The 17,429-nt window shown below is 27.1% G+C and carries 12 protein-coding genes and 1 riboswitch; of the genes, 9 read left to right on the plus strand and 3 right to left on the minus strand.

Going from position 1 to position 17,429, the window contains the following annotated elements:
* Positions 1-20 precede the first annotated feature (20 nt).
* Together JXZ93_RS00690 and JXZ93_RS03595 are read left to right on the plus strand one after the other, a co-directional pair.
* Positions 21-2,393 carry an MYPU_1760 family metalloprotease gene (locus tag JXZ93_RS00690; protein ID WP_205852443.1) on the plus strand — a complete coding sequence of 791 codons (2,373 nt, stop codon included), beginning with the start codon at positions 21-23 and terminating at the stop codon, positions 2,391-2,393.
* Entirely contained in the window at positions 2,393-3,043 is a 651-nt protein-coding gene (locus JXZ93_RS03595) for a DUF402 domain-containing protein (protein ID WP_205852288.1), read from the plus strand. Before JXZ93_RS00690 ends, JXZ93_RS03595 begins: the two co-directional genes overlap by 1 nt.
* 26 nt (positions 3,044-3,069) lie before the next feature.
* On the opposite strand, the gene recO is transcribed toward JXZ93_RS03595, so the two are convergent.
* Positions 3,070-3,741: a DNA repair protein RecO gene (gene recO, locus JXZ93_RS00700; RefSeq protein WP_205852289.1), complete on the minus strand. Its 672-nt coding sequence runs from the start codon at positions 3,739-3,741 to the stop codon at positions 3,070-3,072.
* A gap of 124 nt (positions 3,742-3,865) precedes the next feature.
* On the opposite strand from recO, the gene JXZ93_RS00705 reads away from it, so the two are divergent.
* Genes JXZ93_RS00705 through JXZ93_RS00725 form a run of 5 tightly spaced genes read left to right on the plus strand, consistent with a single transcriptional unit; the run spans position 3,866 to position 10,579 of the window.
* Positions 3,866-4,180 carry a hypothetical protein gene (locus tag JXZ93_RS00705; protein ID WP_205852290.1) on the plus strand — a complete coding sequence of 105 codons (315 nt, stop codon included), beginning with the start codon at positions 3,866-3,868 and terminating at the stop codon, positions 4,178-4,180.
* A complete protein-coding gene (locus JXZ93_RS00710) occupies positions 4,180-5,829 on the plus strand; it encodes a DAK2 domain-containing protein (RefSeq protein WP_205852444.1) in 1,650 nt (549 codons plus the stop codon). The genes JXZ93_RS00705 and JXZ93_RS00710 overlap by 1 nt, the downstream gene beginning before the upstream one ends.
* A 1-nt stretch (position 5,830) precedes the next feature.
* The gene (gene plsX, locus JXZ93_RS00715) at positions 5,831-6,802 is read left to right on the plus strand and encodes a phosphate acyltransferase PlsX (RefSeq protein ID WP_205852292.1); all 972 of its coding nucleotides are present in this window, start codon (positions 5,831-5,833) and stop codon (positions 6,800-6,802) included.
* A 2-nt stretch (positions 6,803-6,804) separates the two neighbouring features.
* Complete coding sequence (gene rnc, locus JXZ93_RS00720; protein ID WP_205852445.1) at positions 6,805-7,635, plus strand: ribonuclease III; 831 nt, start codon at positions 6,805-6,807, stop codon at positions 7,633-7,635.
* Positions 7,636-7,642: 7 nt separating this feature from the next.
* Complete coding sequence (locus JXZ93_RS00725) at positions 7,643-10,579, plus strand: AAA family ATPase (protein ID WP_205852446.1); 2,937 nt, start codon at positions 7,643-7,645, stop codon at positions 10,577-10,579.
* A 60-nt stretch (positions 10,580-10,639) separates the two neighbouring features.
* Here the strand turns inward: JXZ93_RS00725 and JXZ93_RS00730 are convergent, their stop codons facing one another.
* Positions 10,640-11,503 carry a hypothetical protein gene (locus tag JXZ93_RS00730; protein WP_205852295.1) on the minus strand — a complete coding sequence of 288 codons (864 nt, stop codon included), beginning with the start codon at positions 11,501-11,503 and terminating at the stop codon, positions 10,640-10,642.
* Complete coding sequence (locus JXZ93_RS00735; RefSeq protein WP_205852296.1) at positions 11,503-12,429, minus strand: RluA family pseudouridine synthase; 927 nt, start codon at positions 12,427-12,429, stop codon at positions 11,503-11,505. The genes JXZ93_RS00730 and JXZ93_RS00735 overlap by 1 nt, the downstream gene beginning before the upstream one ends.
* Positions 12,430-12,721: 292 nt before the next feature.
* On the opposite strand from JXZ93_RS00735, the gene ffh reads away from it, so the two are divergent.
* Positions 12,722-14,062, plus strand: a complete 1,341-nt coding sequence (gene ffh / locus JXZ93_RS00740; RefSeq protein WP_205852297.1) for a signal recognition particle protein — start codon at positions 12,722-12,724, stop codon at positions 14,060-14,062.
* A gap of 265 nt (positions 14,063-14,327) precedes the next feature.
* Positions 14,328-14,494, plus strand: a riboswitch (Lysine riboswitch).
* 109 nt (positions 14,495-14,603) lie between these two features.
* On the plus strand, positions 14,604-17,408 hold the full coding sequence (locus tag JXZ93_RS00745; RefSeq protein ID WP_205852447.1) for an OppA family ABC transporter substrate-binding lipoprotein: 2,805 nt from the start codon (positions 14,604-14,606) through the stop codon (positions 17,406-17,408).
* Positions 17,409-17,429 lie beyond the last annotated feature (21 nt).

Below are 17,429 nucleotides of genomic sequence, written 5' to 3' on the forward strand. Positions count from 1 at the left end.
ATAAAAATAAGGAGAAAAAGATGAAAAATAAGTTATCATTAATCAAAAAAATTGCAGCTAGTTCATTGTTAATTTCACCAATTTTATTAACAATAAGTTGCGAGCCGATCGATTTTTTATTTGGTAAGAATGATTCAAAAGAAACTACAAAAACTGACTCTGGAATCGTAATAAAAAACGATGGAACTTCAAATACTTTTGATGCAAATAACGGATTTGATCAAGCTCCAAAAGATACAAATAATAATACTGACACCGCAAATGTTTCGAATGATAATACATCTAATAATGATGTTATTTCTAAAAACGACAACCAAAATAAACCAATAGACGAAATACCAACAGATTTGAGTGATGATTCTGATAATAACAAAATAAATGAGGAAAATTCAAAGAACGAGCAAAAAGATAATAAAGAAAATGAACCTTCAACTAGAAAGCTTATCGATATTAATTTATTCCCTATTTTAAAAAATGAAGCATCATATGGAGATTCACTTTCTAGTGAAGAATTATATAACGATTTGGTTAAATTAAATGATATCTCTATTGATAGCTTGGATGATATGAAGGAAATGAAGACAAATGATGGACGTTTTTACTACGAATATCAAGATCCTTATACAAAAATATTTTTTAGAGATTTTTCATATTATACAAATCAAAATGATCATAGATATTTACTAGGAAAAAGCGGAATAGTTAAATTAGCCCAAGAGTTTAAGAGAAAAATACCATTTGGTACAGAAGTTTTTGATCTTGATGGTATTAACATCAATGATTTTAAAATCATTGGTAAAAACGCAAACGGACTTTATATACCTTCTACAAAAACCATTTATATTAATGGATCTATTTTAAGTGAACAATCTTTTAACGAATATCAAAGAATAGGCGGAATTATGCCTACTGTTTTCCATGAGTATATTCATCATTGAGCTACATCATATGCTGAAACAGGTTTGCTTAGTGATCCTGAGATTGAAGTTACAAGCACAACCGATGATATCGATGATAAAAAAAGAATTGATATTTATTATGATCCTAATTCAAATTCTAAAGATAATCATACCCATGGTTCAAGACAATATTGAAATGCATTTTTTACAAATAAATTTTACAACTTATTAAACTATGATGTAGACAAAAAAGGTTTTATAGATTATGAAACTTTATCTCTATTTGGTGGTCCTGATTTAGCTCTTAGAACAGAATTAAGTTTTATGTATAGAAAACTTTCTGCAAACGATTTATGAAATATTTCTAATTCGAAAACAGGTCCACAATATCTTAAAAATCCAGAAAATTATGTTAATTTATCATACTCTCCAAGCGAATCTTTTAAATTAGATTATTCTAAAATTAAATATTATTATTCATTGACTGAACTTTTACCTAGAGAATATTTAAAATTTGCTTATGAAGCGTACTTTAATATGAATCATGTAAACGAAGCATATGAAAATAGATTTACAAATAAATCAAGTATTGGTTGATTTGGTCTTCATTCTTACAAAGAAGATAATAAGGATAAAACTTTAATTTTTTCACCTTCAGCAAATGCTGATGATTGAAGTAAAGTGTTTTTGAATAATTTTGATTCCTTTAGAAGACAATACATGTTTCAAGATGGTAAAATAGACCCTAATACTGGCGAGCCAAGATTAAGTGCTATAATGTATCCTACTTCGGTTTTTGATATTTCAACTTTTAAATATACCGAAAAAACAGGAGTTAATTATAACGGAAGATATCTTATTGGTCAATTACCTGAATATAAAACTAAAAGTAGGTCAGAAGATTTTTATAAATTATTTTTAAAAACAATGGGTTATGGTAAAACAATTTCTCAAATTTATTTCGATAATGATTTTGAATGAGTTGGTTCTAATGGAGTTTCAATTGATGAAGCAAAAGCAAAAACAATAAAATTTACTGGATTTTTAGATAACAAAAATGTTAGTGGTATAGTACTTAAAGATTCTAATAATCAAATTTACAAAACAATCGGTATTGAATATTATGATTTATTCAATTTCTTTGGTCATAAGGATTTTGATCAAGGAGCAACATTGATAGATCCAAATACTAACAAAAATACCAAAGATAGAGAAAATCAAATAGCAAATCGTTTATATCCAGAAAATAAAAATTATTTTCAATATATAACAAAAGAGTTTGTCAATATTAAAAATAATTCTCTAATTTATTTATGAACTGATTTAAATAAAAACGGTATCGTAGAAGAAGATGAATTGAATAGCGAACAAATAACATTACCAGAACAAAGATGAGTATCATCACAAAGATCTAGTACAACAAACACTACATTATCTAAATATAAAGTGATAAAAGATGAAAATAACAGAACAAAAATAGAGGAATACACTTAATGAAATGAGACTTTAGTAAAATCCAAATTGGACAAATGGTTAATATTCAAGCATATAAACATAACGGAAAATTATATCGTCAATGATCTAATGCTAAAATAATTTTTCATAATAAAAGGCATATAGTTCTTTCGTTAAAGGGAACTAGGGTTGTAGAGACTTCTAAAAATTATAAGGGTTGAAAATACAAGGAAGACGCCATTTGGTTCTTTCCTAAAGAAAGTTTATATAACACTATTGTATTAATCAAAAGAAAATTAGGCTATTCATATTATACAAATTTAGCTTCAAGACCCATTTTTGAAGATAATACAATTAAATTTATCGATTATGATTTAGATATTAAAAGTTATCCTAATAGAGATTTACAAATTGTGGATAAAGAAGAGTTTAAAGAAAATTCTAAGTTATATAATTATCCAGAACAATTAAAAAAAGATATTTATAATGAATTAACAGAAGTAATTAATTTATATAATAAGGATGAATATTTTTTTAACGAAGGGATTATTGCATATTATTTAGAATTAATGTTAAAAGATAAATTAATTGATTTAAAAACATATAATATATATACCAAAAAATATAAAAATAGTTATAGTGAAGAAACAGAAATGTTTAACAAGTTAAATAAATATTTAAAATATTAGTTAACACTTTTGGTGTTAACTTATTTTTATATAATGTGTCCTGATTCTTTGATTAAAACATAAAATTCTGATCTGATTTTTCTGTCTAAATTATAATCTGCAATTTGTAAGTATTTGTCAAAATTATGAAATAAAGATCAATAAGCATTAAGTTCCAAATTAGTTTTTATATAGATATGACCGTGTTTATTACAAATAAAACCGCCTTCTGATGCTTGAAAATCAATTAAATTTTTCCTTGAACCACAAATTCTACATTTATTAAAAATTGGAACAATACCAAAATAAACGGTACTTTGAACGTAGATAAAAGTAACGAATTTATTGGAGTTTTCAACGTTAAATTTGTCAAAATAATCCTTGTATGAATCAAATAAATGATTCGGAAAATTAAAGTTTAAAAATATATTTTTTATTCTTAAAAATGAACTATTTTTTTTCTTGTTTGTTATGTCAAAAAAATGAGTAATTGTCACTTTTTTTAGACGGCCAATTTTATCTTTTAATCGACTTGGAAAATATTCAATTTCTACAATTGAACCTGGTATTAAATTAGCTCTATTTTTTGAAGAAATTTTATTTAGGCCTTGAGCAAAAAGTCTTAACATACCTTTGCGTGTAAAAAATGAAACTATAAATCCATTTTCTTCTATTTGTTTCACTTCTAAAACTATTCCAAATTTAATGCTAATAGGCATAAAAACTCCTTTTTACATTAATATTTTACTAGAATTAAATTTTACTAAAAAACTAATAATGTTGTAAAATATAACTAATACTTAAATAAGTACTTATTTTTATATACTAGAATAGAGGTTTTAAGTGAAAATAAAACAAGCAAGCGAATTATTTTTTAAAATAATCACTTCAATTCCTGGTATTCATGCAATTCATGAATTATCAAATGATGAAAGAATTACAAAAGATATTGACGATGATAATGTAGAACTAATCGACCGTATTTTTGCTTATGAAAGTACTCCAAATGTTTTTAATTTTAAGTTAGCTATAACTATTTTAGAAGGTGTAAATGTTAACTCATTAAATACTGATTTGTATAAAAGAGTACAAAGGACTTTTAAAAAAAATAAAATCTCGTTAGATAAATTAATAATAATAGTTAAAGGAGTTAAATAATGAGTAAAAAAACAATTAATTTAACCGGATATGAATTTGCGCAGGCTATCATTTCAGGTGCAACTGCACTCCAAAATGCAAAAAATCAAATTGATGCTATGAATGTTTTTCCTGTTCCTGATGGAGATACCGGGACTAATATGTCTTCAACTGCTTACGGTGCAATCGAACTTTTAAATTCATATGATAAAAATATTGACATCGCAACTGTTACTAAGGAATTAGCTCATAGCATGTTATTTGCAGCAAGAGGTAATTCTGGTGTAATTTTAAGTCAAATTTTTAAAGGATTTGCAGAATCGTGTAAAAATAAAAAAACATTAAATTTAGACTCATTATTAAAAGCTTTTAGAGGTGCAACGGAAGCTGCATATAAATCGGTTTTTAAACCTGTTGAAGGTACAATGCTTACTGTTATCAGGGAAACAACAGAAGATTTAGAAAGAGAGTTTTATCGTTTTGATAGTAGTAGAGTTACAATTAATGAATTTTGATCAAAACTTTTAAAATTTATGCGCGAAAGTTGTGATGAAACTCCTAATAAACTTAAGACCTTACGTGAAGTTGGAGTAACTGATAGTGGTGGAGAAGGTTTGTTTAAAATATTCTGAGGGGTAAATGAATATTTTAATGGTAGACCAGTTAAATTAGAAGAAAATGAAAATGTAAATGTTTTTTTAAGTAGCGAAGAAGTTTACAACGGTGAATTTGGTTATTGCACAGAGGTTTTAGTTGATTTGGATAAACCAAAAGATTTTGATAAAGAGTCTTTTACAAAGAAACTTGAAATGATAGCTAATTCTTTAGTAGTTGTAAATGATGATAATATTTTGAAGGTTCATGGTCATACTGTTAAACCTGGAGATATGCTTAATTTTGTTCAAGAATTTGGTGAATTTATTAAAATAAAATCAGAAAATATGACACTTCAAGCGAATGGTTCTAGAGAAAATGCTAAGGTGATAAAAAGTAATTTAGAAAATTCTAAAAGAAATTTATGTGGAGTTGTCTCATGCAATTTAGGTTCAGGAATCATTCAGAGAATGAAAGATTTGGGTACTGATTTTGTTGTGGAATCAGGACAAACCCAAAATCCTTCTGCTCAAGATTTAATTAACGCTATTAATTCGGTTAATGCTGATACAGTGTTTATTTTGCCTAATAATTCAAATGTTATTTTAGTTGCTCAACAAGCCGCTCAAGTTGTTCGTGATAAAAACATTATAGTTATACCAACAAAAACACAAATTCAGGGTTTGAGTGCCATTTTAAATTTCAACCCAGAAACAAGCGCTGAAGATAATAAAGAATTAATGGAAGAATCGATTGAATTGGTTTCAACAGGGGAAATAACAAAAGCAGTTAGAAACACTAAGATAAATGGTATAAAAGTTAAAGTAGATGATTATTTAACAATATTAAATGGTAGAATTGTAAATTCTAGCAAAAACATAACAAATTCATTAAGAGATTTAGTGTCTAGAATGATTCAAGATGATAGTCAACTTGTAAGTATTTATTACGGAGAAGATGGTAATATTAATGAAGCTAATGAATTAAGTAATTATATTGAGTCTAATTATGAAGTTGAAGTTCAAGTTATTGATGGTAGCCAACCTAATTATTCTTATTTAATAGGAGTCGAATAGCATGGAATTTAAATACAAAATAGCTTTGGATGCAAATGGATTAGATTTTGGTTCTATTGAAGCTTTAGAAGGTTCAAAAATATTTGTTAAAGATAATCCAGATACTGAAATACACTTGGTCGGTGATTTTAAAAACATAGATATTAGTTTATTACCTAAAAACATCAAAATTTATCAAAATAACATAAAATCAGCTAACCCAAGAGATATACGTCAAGTGATGCGTGAAAATATTTCTATTAATGAAGCAATCGATTTAGTTAGAAATAATATTGCTCAAGGTATTATTTCAGGTGGTGATAGTGGTTCTTATTTAGCTTCCTTAACTTTCAAGTTGAAAAGACTTGAAAATATTTCTAGACCTGCTTTCATGGGTATGGCTTATTCTATAAGAAATGAAATATTATTAATGTTGGATATAGGTGCAAGTTTGGAAGCTAAACCAGAATATTACCTTGAATGAGCAAAATTAGCTAATAGGTTTTATAAAGTTATGTACAAAGTTGAAGAGCCTAAAATTACTTTATTAAATATAGGTGTTGAAGAATATAAGGGTACTCAAATTTTAAGAGATGCACATGAATTATTAAAAAACGAAAATTTTAATTATATTGGATTTTCAGAACCTAGAGAATTATTGCAAGGTAAATATCAAATTGCCTTGACGGACGGTTATGGCGGTAATTTAGTTACTAAAAGTTATGAAGGTGCATTGTTAACTTTTAAAGATGCGTTAAAAATTCATGTTCAACGTAGTTTTATTAGCAAAATTGGTGCTTTATTAATGAAAGGAGCATTTAAAAAAGTTGCTAAAACCTTCGACTATAGAAATATTGCGTCAGCATGAGTTATTGGAGTTAATGCTCCTGCAATTAAAATTCACGGTGCTAGCGATCGAAAAGCCGTTTTAGTGGCGCTAAACAATATGAAAAATGCATTAGAGTTTGATTTAATGTCTCATTTAAAAGGTTAAATATGGAAGTTAAAATAGATAAAGTAAAAAACGAGCAAATATTAGCTAAATTATTACCTTTTATAAAAGGATTAAAAAACGATTATAATTTAAAAATTTCAGAATCATATGCTAAAAAATTAATTAAATGATTTATCAAAAATTTTTATTATGTTCCTAATGAAATTCATCATTACATTTTAGCAACTACACATAAATCTTTCGATCCTAAAGATGAAACAAAAAAAACAAATTATGAGAGATTAGAATTTTTAGGAGATGCTTTTTTACAACTGTACACATCAGATTTAATTTTTAAAAATTTTAAAAATTTAAGTCAAGGAGAATTAACAAGATTGAGAGCTGACATAGTTAATACTAAAACTTTGGCTAAAGCTTCAGATAAAATGAAATTAATCAACATTTTAAGAACCGGTAATGGTAGAATGGAAGAAGAGGTTAAGAATTCATTAAAAGTTAAGGCGGATACTTTTGAAGCTATAGTAGGAGCTATTTATATTGATTTAGGAATAGAATTTGCAAGTAATTTTATTTTTGAACATTTAATTAAAGAAAATATGGAGCATAAAGTTGTAAATAGTAATGAAAAATTAGTCACAGATGAAAATTTAATGTTTACAACCGAAAAAGATCCTAAAACACAATTGCAAGAATATTTCCAAAACATAGATAAAAGAAATATTACTTATGAAACTAGGGAAGAAAATGATAAAATTTTTGTGGCAAAAGCTATAAAAGATGGTATTGTTTATGGCGTTGGTTCTGGAAGTTCTAAGAAAAGAGCTGAAACCGAAGCTGCTAGGGATGCTTTAAAAAAGCTATATAAATATTAGGAGAAAAATGAAATTAATTAAATTTGAAGCACATGGGTTCAAATCATTCGCAGACCCAATTGTTTTGCGTTTTGATGGTGGTGTTGCTGGGATTGTTGGTCCTAATGGTTCTGGTAAAAGTAATATTAATGATGCTATACGTTGAGTTTTAGGTGAACAAAGTTCAAAAGAATTGCGTGGAGATTCCATGCAAGATGTAATTTTTGCGGGTTCTAAAACAGTTCAACCTATGCAAAAAGCAACTGTATCTCTTACATTTGATAATAGAAAAGGTGAAAGTTCTATTCAAAGTGAGTATATTAAAATTACTCGTTCTCTTGAACGTGGAAAAGGTATTAACGAATATTTTATTAACGATCAAAAGGCTTTACATAAAGAAATTAAAGCTTTAGCTATGGAAACTGGTATTGGTAAAAGTTCGCTTGCTATTATTTCTCAAGGGACTGTCTCTGATATCGCAAATTCTTCAGAAGAAGAAAGAAGAAGAATTTTTGAAGAAGCCGCTGGTGTTTCTAAATATAAATTACGTAAGCACGAAGCTACTTTAAAATTGGATAGTTCTGAGCGTTCTCTCGATATTTTAGAAGCCAAAATTAAAGAAATGGATAGACAACTAAAACCTTTAAGAGAAGCGGCTGAAAAAGCTAAAAAGTACAAAGAAAAAGTTGATGAATTACGTTCGGTAGAAATTGGTTATTTAGCACATGAAATTGAACGAAATGAAAAGATATATTTAGACTTATCTGAAGAATTAGTTGGGGTTGAAGAAACTAAATTATCTTATAATAAAGAAATCCAAGAATCAGAAGAAAAAATATCAAGTAAAAGAGATGAAGTTGTTGAATTAGAAGAAGAGATTAATACTTTAACAAGTAAAAAAGAAGCTCTTTCTACAGAAATTCAAATTATTGATAAAACAATAACAGAAAATAATCTTATTAGAGAAATGAAAGTAAATGGTCAAGGTAACTTTAATGAAGAAGAAAGAATTCAAGCGGTTATTGAAGAAGCAACAATAGCTGAAAAGAAAATTAAATATCTTGAAGATAGTTATAATTCTGTTGTAAAAGAAAAAAAAGAAGCATTTGACCTTATTGATGAATACCGTAGAAAATTCAATGATTATGAACGTAAAATAAATAACACTACAAATCAAATTATTTCTATTGAAACAAGATTAAAATTACTTGTTGAAAAGAAAAATAAACAAACTAACCTACACCAAGGAACTAAAAATATTGTTCAAAACAAGCATGTTTTTAGGGGTTATATAGGGTTAGTTAGTGAATTATTTACAGTTGAACAAGAATTTATTCCGGCAATAGATGTTATTTTAAAAGCAGCGGCACAAAATATTGTTGTTGAAAATTCTGATGTTGCTGTTAAGGCTATTAATTATCTTAAAGCAAATGAAGGTGGAAGAGCTACTTTTATTCCTTTGGCGTCTATAAAAGGAAAAAGTGTAAGAGACGATTATTTATTAGTTCTACGTAATAATCCTGGATTTATTGGCTTAGCTAAAGATTTAGTTACTATTGATGATAAGTATAGAGTTTTAAATGAATTTTTATTAGGTAATATCATTGTTGTTTCAGATATTAAAGTTGCAACTCAAATTTCTAATTTAGTTGAGAAAAAATATATGGTTGTTACAAAAGAAGGTGATATCATCAGAGTGGGCGGTGTTATGCACGGTGGAACCAAGGATATCGCAAGTGATTTAATTGGTTTAGACGGGCAAATTAATCAGTTAAAAGAAATCATACCTGGACACAAACAAGTTGTTGAAAACTTAAGAAAAGAAAAAGATAATTTAATTCAATTAATCGAAAGTGAACAAACTAAACATAATTCTCTTGATACTCGTGAATCATTAATGAGAGTTGAAATTCAAAAAGAAGTTGAAAAGTTAAAAAAATACAAATCAACAATTGAATTTTCGGATTTAAACAAAACTCAAAAAGTTGTAGAAGGTAATGTTTCTGCAGAAACTAAACTTATAGAGCTTGAAAACGAGCTAAAAATAGTTAATTTTGATATTGAAACAAAATCAAAAATTAGAAATAAAATTAATGCTGATATAGTTTCGATAGAAGAAGTTAGAAAAAGAACCCAAAAAATGTTGAATACATTACTTAATTCTTTCTTAGAAAAGGAAAAAGCAAAAGCAAAAGCAGAAAACTTATTCAACATACACAAAGATAGATTAGGTTCATTTTACTCAATTACTTTAGAAAATGCTAAAAATAATTTTCCATTAACAATGTCTGTTGAAGCTGCAAAAGAATTGGTTTATGATTTAAGACATGAAATTGAAGAAATTGGTAATGTAAACTTAAATTCTATAGTTGAGTTAGAAGAACTTGAAAAAAGATTCGATGAATATACAAGCAACTATAACGAAGTTAAAGAAGCTAAAAATATTTTAATAGAAGCTATAAAGGACTTAGATAATAATATTATCAATCGTTTAACTAAAATTGTTGATGATGTTAATGTTGAAATGGATGCAGTTTTCCGTTCAATGTTAGGTGGTGGAAAAGCATATGTAGAATTTATTGATCCTAAAAATATTTTAGAAAGTGGAATTAGCATCTTTGCACAACCTCCTGGAAAAACAGTTAAAAATTTAAAACTATTTTCAGGTGGTGAAAAAGCTTTAATTGCTATTTCATTATTGTTTGCAATACTTAAAGCAAGACCACTTCCTCTTTGTATTTTAGATGAGGTTGAAGCAGCTTTAGATGAGTCTAATGTTGTTAGATATGCAGAATATTTACAAAAACTAAAAGAACAAACTCAATTCTTAGTTATTACTCATAGAACCGGAACAATGGCAAGAGTAGATAGCTTATTCGGTGCAACAATGCAAAGAAGAGGTGTTACAAGTTTCTTTAGTGTTAAATTAGAAGATGCTAAAAAATTAACAGAAGTAGACCAATAAGCTAATTGAAATTTATATTAAAAACATCATAATCAACTGTTATGATGTTTTTAATAATTTTTATTTTTTAGTTATATTATAAATTAGTTTGGCTAATTCTTCTTTTTCCATATCTTCATAGCCGAAAATATTTAATTTCTTAGCAATATCATTTAATTGTTCTCTTGGTAGTTCGATAATTTTCTTGTAATTTTCTGAATTTGTATAGTCATCTTTAGAATGTGAATTTCTATTATTGGAATTTTTTTCTTCCTCAGATGAATTAGTTGCATTAAACGAAGAAGGTCCAAAAGGATTGTTACTTCTTATGTTTTCCATAAATGCTTTTTGATATTCTTCCATTGTTTTTACATATTCAATATACTTGAATGCTCTTTGTATTTTATTTAATTTACCATGCAAGAAGAAGATAATTACCATAAATATCACTAAAGATAATATATTAAAAATTAATGAAATTATTGATAAATAATTATTACCTATAGTAGCAAAAGCATTTTGTGTTATCGAAACAATAAAACCAATTATTTTTCAAATTGCTAATCCATAATATATTAATTGTACTCATGAACTAATATGTTTAAAGTTTTTGTTTTTATAGCTCTTAAATACTGACATAATGTATGAAACATTCATAGCTATTAATGATATTGTATAAAAAGTTTGTTGAATTAGCTCGCTATTATAGTAAGCTATTGGTTCTCCAAGTTGTTTATTATTTTTAATTGACTCGCTTATTAATAATAAGTATTGTTCTTTTGAAACTAATAATATTATAAACCAACTAAATCATATTAAACTTAACAATGTTATTGCTAAAGTGTACAAAATAAAATAAATTCTAAAATCTTTTTTTTCGTGTTTTCATAATTCATCGGTTGTTTTGATGTTTTTATATTTCTCATTTCAATTTTGATTAAACATTATAGTGTCCTTTCGCTTTTTAAGAATTCATCAAAGTCGAATGATGATGCATTAAATTCTTTTGGGGTTTTTGAAAATAATTCAATTTTCTTTTGTGTAATAGGATGCATAAATTCTAGTTTATAAGCATGTAATCTTTGTCCGAAATCATCTACTTTTTTACCATAGACAGGGTCGCCGTAAATTGGATTTCCAATGTATTTTAAATGTACTCTAATTTGGTGTGTTCTACCTGTTTCTAATTCGCACTTAACTAGTGTTTTAGGCATTTTATCAATGTAGAAAGTTGATAATTTTTCAACTCAAGTAATTGCGTGTTTTGAATTAGTATTTGTTATTGCCATTTTTTGTCTATCATTAGCACTTCTACCAATTGGAAGGTCTAATTTTAATTTTTTATTTTCAATAATTCCATCACAAATTGCTATATATTTTCTATTTATTTCGTGATTAGCAAATTTTTCTGCCAATAATTGGTGTACTTGATTATTTTTAGCTATTATTAATAAACCACTAGTATCTTTATCGATTCTGTGGACGATACCAGGTCTCAAAACTCCACTTTCATTTGAAAGATTATTTTTAAAATGATACAATAATCCATTTACTAATGTTCCGTTTGGGTGTCCAGGAGATGGATGAACAACTAGTCCACTTGGTTTATCTATAACAGAAATATATTCATCGTCATATACTATATCAAGTTCCATTTGTTCCGGTTCAATATTAATTTCTTTATCAATAACCTTCATTATTTTAATTACTTGATCTTCTCTAACTACAAATTTAGGTTTATTGATGGCAACATCGTCTACTAAAATAGCATGTTCATCAATTAAAATTTTAATATCATTACGTGAAATGTTTGTATTATTTGAGATATATTTATCTATTCTTTCTTTATATTCTACTTTTAATTCAATCATATATTAAATTATACATTAAAAAGGCATATTTTTAAGTTCAATATCAAGGTATTAAAGTTTTCGTTTTTGTATAAAAATTTAAAGCAAATATTTTTTATTAATGTTCATTTATTGGGTTTAATGATAATTAATGCTAATTTACAAATAATAATTTAAACACATTATTATTCAAATCAAGGTATTATGTATTTTTGCTATTTATTGTTAGTTTATCTTAACAAGCAAAAAATATACATATCAACTAACTAAATTAATAACATAAAATATAACATCTAAATGGTATAATTAAAACATGGTAGGATTTTTAGAAAAAAGAATGCAAAAAGCACTTGAAAAAGTGTCTAAAAAAATAAAGTTAGATGAAGCCGATTTAGTAGCAGTTACAAGAGAAATAAAAATGGCGTTGTTAGAAGCCGATGTTAACTTGCAAGTTGTAAAAGAATTCATAAAGAACGTTAAACAAAAAGTTCTTGATCAAGAGTTGATTGGAAAATTAAATCCTTCTCAACAATTTATTAAAATTTTACATGAAGAATTGGTTTCTATTTTAGGTAATAAAGTTCAAGAGTTTAAAATAGAAAAAAAACCATATATTATAATGATGTGTGGTTTACAAGGTTCTGGTAAAACTACAGCAACTGCAAAATTAGCTTATTATTTTAGAAAGAAAAAACATATTCAAAAGCCATTAGTTGTTGCTGCGGATATTTATAGACCAGCAGCAGTGGAACAATTAGTCACTCTTGCTAAAAGTATACAAGCTGACTTTTATGAACAAGGGGTTAATAATCCTGTTTCAGAAATTGTTGCAAATGCTCTAAAACACGCTAAAGAAAATGATAACGATTTAATTATTCTAGATACAGCGGGTCGTCTTTCTATTGATGAGCCTTTAATGAATGAATTACAAGAAGTTAAGAAAATTGCACATCCAGATGAAATTTTCTTTGTTGCGGATTCATTAAGTGGCCAAGATATAATAAATGTAGCAAAAACATTCCATGAAAAATTAAAATTAACAGGTTCTATAATAACTAAATTAGATTCTGATGCTAGAGGTGGTGCAGCGTTTTCATTAAGATATATTCTTAATTTACCAATTCGTTTTACAGGTACCGGAGAAAAAATTGGTAATTTAGATTTATTTTATCCAGAACGTATGGCAGATAGAATTTTAGGAATGGGTGATGTTATGTCATTGATCGAACATGCTCAAGATAACATCGATCAAGATAAAATGACTAACATGGTTAAAAAGATTTTATCAGGAAGTTTTACTCTAGACGATCTAATGGAGCAAATTAAACAAGTAAAAAATTTAGGTAAATTTTCAAAAATACTTAAAATGCTTCCAGGAAATTTATCTTCGAGAGTAAATGAAGATCAAGTTGAAAAAGCTGAAGAAAAAATGAGAGTATTTCAAATTTTAATTTCATCAATGACTAAAAAAGAAAGAAATAATCCAAGGTTACTTAGACAAGCTTCTAGAAAAGAAAGAATATTGAAAGGTTCTGGTAGAACACCCCAAGAATTTAATAAACTTTTAAGTGACTTTGATTCTATGGTTAAGCAAATGAGTGAAATGGCTAAAAGTTTCAAAAAAACTGGTGGTTTCGGCGGTTTTGGTTTCTAAACTAAAAAGGGTGTAGGCCCTTTTTATTATTGAAAAAATAACTTTTTAGTTAAAAAATAATTTTTTCAAATTGTAAAAAAACTTTTAAAAAATTATTTTACGTGTATAATAATGGTATGAAAAAAGCGTTACAATGAGACTTTATGATTATTATTAACGAAATTATGAATATTAATATTATTCGCATTCGTTAGTTTTATCATTAAAATTTTGTTGTACTAATTATGTATGCATAACAGATTTTAATGTATAAATTGAAATCTGTTATGTCTATAGAGGAGCTACTAATATTAGTAATCAATTGAGCTGGCAAGCATTGATATTGATGAAAGGATATAGTGGCCGAAACTTGCTTAATGGCGATTAAGTTAGTTGGTAGAAAAGCATAAAAGATTTCTACTCTTTGGTTTAACCATTGGTGCTATAGACTTACATTTCTTTAAATTATTGAAAAATAATAAAAAAGTTTTGTATGGTTATATAGCCTATACAAAGCTTTTTTCATATTTAATAAAAATATATATCATATAAAGGAAATAAAATGAAAAGAAAATATTTATTAATGGGTTCTTTAGCTAGTTTATCTACCCTAGGACTAGCGGTTGCTTGTGGAACCTCGGAAAGCAATTCAAGTACAAGCAGTCAAGAAAATAAAGGAGGAGTATCATTTTCAAATAATTTCAATATTTTAGCAAGAAATGGAATTTATTCAACAAATATTAATTCACCTTTTTCATATAGTAGATCACGTTTTGATTTAAGTAGTTCTTATGGTGGGTATTCATTATCAAATGAAGATACAACATTTGGAAAATTGGTTGAAGTGAAAAATGAAGGAAAAGCTGAATATTCAGAAGAAGTAGAAAGAGATGCATTTGGAACAATAACAAAAACAACTAGAAAAATTACTAGACCATCAACATGATCATACGAATTGAACGTTGCTGATGCTGTTGTTTTAACAGTAGATGGTCACGAATATACTTTTGATAGTGATGAAGCAGAAATTATTCCAAAACCTGATTTAGAAAATAATTTATACTCTTCAATGTGAGTACAAAAAACAAGTGCAAACGAAAATTCAATTAACTCACAAAACTTCTTCGATAAGCTTAAAAAAGCTACAAAAGTTTCATTAAGAATTAGAGATAATGTTTATTGAGTAAATAATAAAGGTGAAGCTACACAGTATAAAATGAGTGCAGAAGATTATTATTTAGGATTTTTAAGAACATATATGTCAAATGATACTTCATATAGACGTTCACACGGTGGTTCATCTAATCTGGATGCTGCATCAAAAGCTTTATATACAAAAAATGGAGCTAAATTATTCGAAGAGAAAGATACTTATTCAAATTCATATTTATTCGATTTATACAAAATTAGTATAGAAAACTTATTAAACGAAGAAAAAACAGTAACAAACAAAGATAATAGAAGTTACTTTAATGTTACAACAAGTGGCGATGATGCTTTAGTTTATGAATGATTTACAAACAACTTTGTTGGTTCATACGAATATGCACCTGCGCCTAGTGCTTATATTAATGCTGTAAATCAAGGCGCAACTCTTCCTGATTTTGCTACAGATTCAACAGTTCAACAACCTGAAAAAGAGCAAAAAATGACTCAAATTAAAGCAGCTACAGATTTAGCTCAAAAATCAGGTATTTACTGATATGGTTTCAACGAAAATTCAACTTTATATTCAGGTAAATATTACTACGAAGGATATAATGGTGACAACTATACAGCCACATACAAAATTAACAATCACTATGCTTTGGAATCATATTATAATGATCCTACAACAGTTAAAGAATTTAGAAGTGTTTATGTTCAACAAACTAAAGAAGGTAAACAATTTGAAATTGATCAATTTAACGCTTATAAAGCTGGTTTAGTTTCTACTATTTCATATTCAAATTTACCAGAATCAAGTAAAAAAGAAGTTAATGAAAATCCAAAATTATTTGGTGTTAATAAACAACAATCATTAAACGCAGATCATAGTATTGGAAATATATTTTCAACTTTAGTGCCTCGTGCAAAAGATAGTGATGGCGCTAATTCTTATGTTAACGAAGTATATTCACAACTTGTATGGGGCCACTCACTTTCTGAAATTGAAGCAGGTACTGCTACAAATGTTTTAGAATATACAACAACTGGAATTGCCGAAGAATTTAGAAATATATTAACAGCAGCTGTTAACTGATCTCACATAACAACAGTTATGTCACCTACAGAAGAAGCTGTTCCATGGTTATCAACATTAGCGCCCGACTCAGCAATTAACAGTGATGCAAGTGATAAAAGTGCAACAAATAATAGTCCTAGATATAATTGAGAATTACTTTCTACACTTTTTGTTGTAGATAATCAAACAAATCAAAAAGTAGATTTAGGTGGCACAATTGGAAACGAATTAGAACCTAGTGAATCTACAATCATCGGTATTTCTGATAATGACAAATATAAATCAGGAGCATTTGCTGAATTACAAAAAAGAATGAAAGCGTTGCTTGATAAATTCTATGAAGAACACCCAACCCTCAAAGGTCAAAATGTTGAATTTAAATTATTAAAAAGATATAAAAATTATCCACAAACATATATCGAAATAGTTAAAGGTCAAATTGATACAATCAACCAATTAGATTCAAGATTAAAAGCAACATATGTCGAAGAACTTAGTGATAGCGACTTTTATTCATATTGATTAAAATCATCTTCACCAGTTCATACTGCAGGATGAGGATATGATTATAAATCAATTGGTTCAGGAATTGATGGATTATCATGAGGAATGGGTAAAGCTTTCCCGATCTTAATGAGTGTGTTAGGCGACAGTGCTTACAAAGCAAAATTAGAAGTATCATACCCAACAATTGTTAAAGCTGCAAAAAAATTAGGTGATTTTTTAGAACATAATAAAAATACAATTGAACTTTCAATTACCCCAAGTAAAGTTAAATTATTAACAAATGCACAAATGGACCAACTTTCTGATTTACTAGGAACTCAAAAATTTGATGAACAAGGTCAATTAGTTAATTTAACAGAGCAAGATTTAAGTTCTAAAAAATACAAAGATGGTTACACAATATCGGCTCAATTCTTCTCATGATTAAATAATGGTGACACATCATCTGATCACTTTACAAAGAAAGAATTATTAGAATTAGCAAGAGAATTTACTAACCAACAAGGAACAATTGTTAAATTAGCAACAACAGTAACTAAAAATTCATTTGTTACAACAATTTTAAATACTAACTATATTTCACCAGTTGATCAATTAAATTATGTTGATTTAACAAAAATTAGAATAGTTAAATAATAAATTACATATAAAAAACAA

It is taken from the genome of Mycoplasma sp. CSL10166 (genome assembly GCF_017116885.1).
Lineage (GTDB): Bacteria > Bacillota_I > Bacilli_A > Mycoplasmatales > Metamycoplasmataceae > Mycoplasmopsis.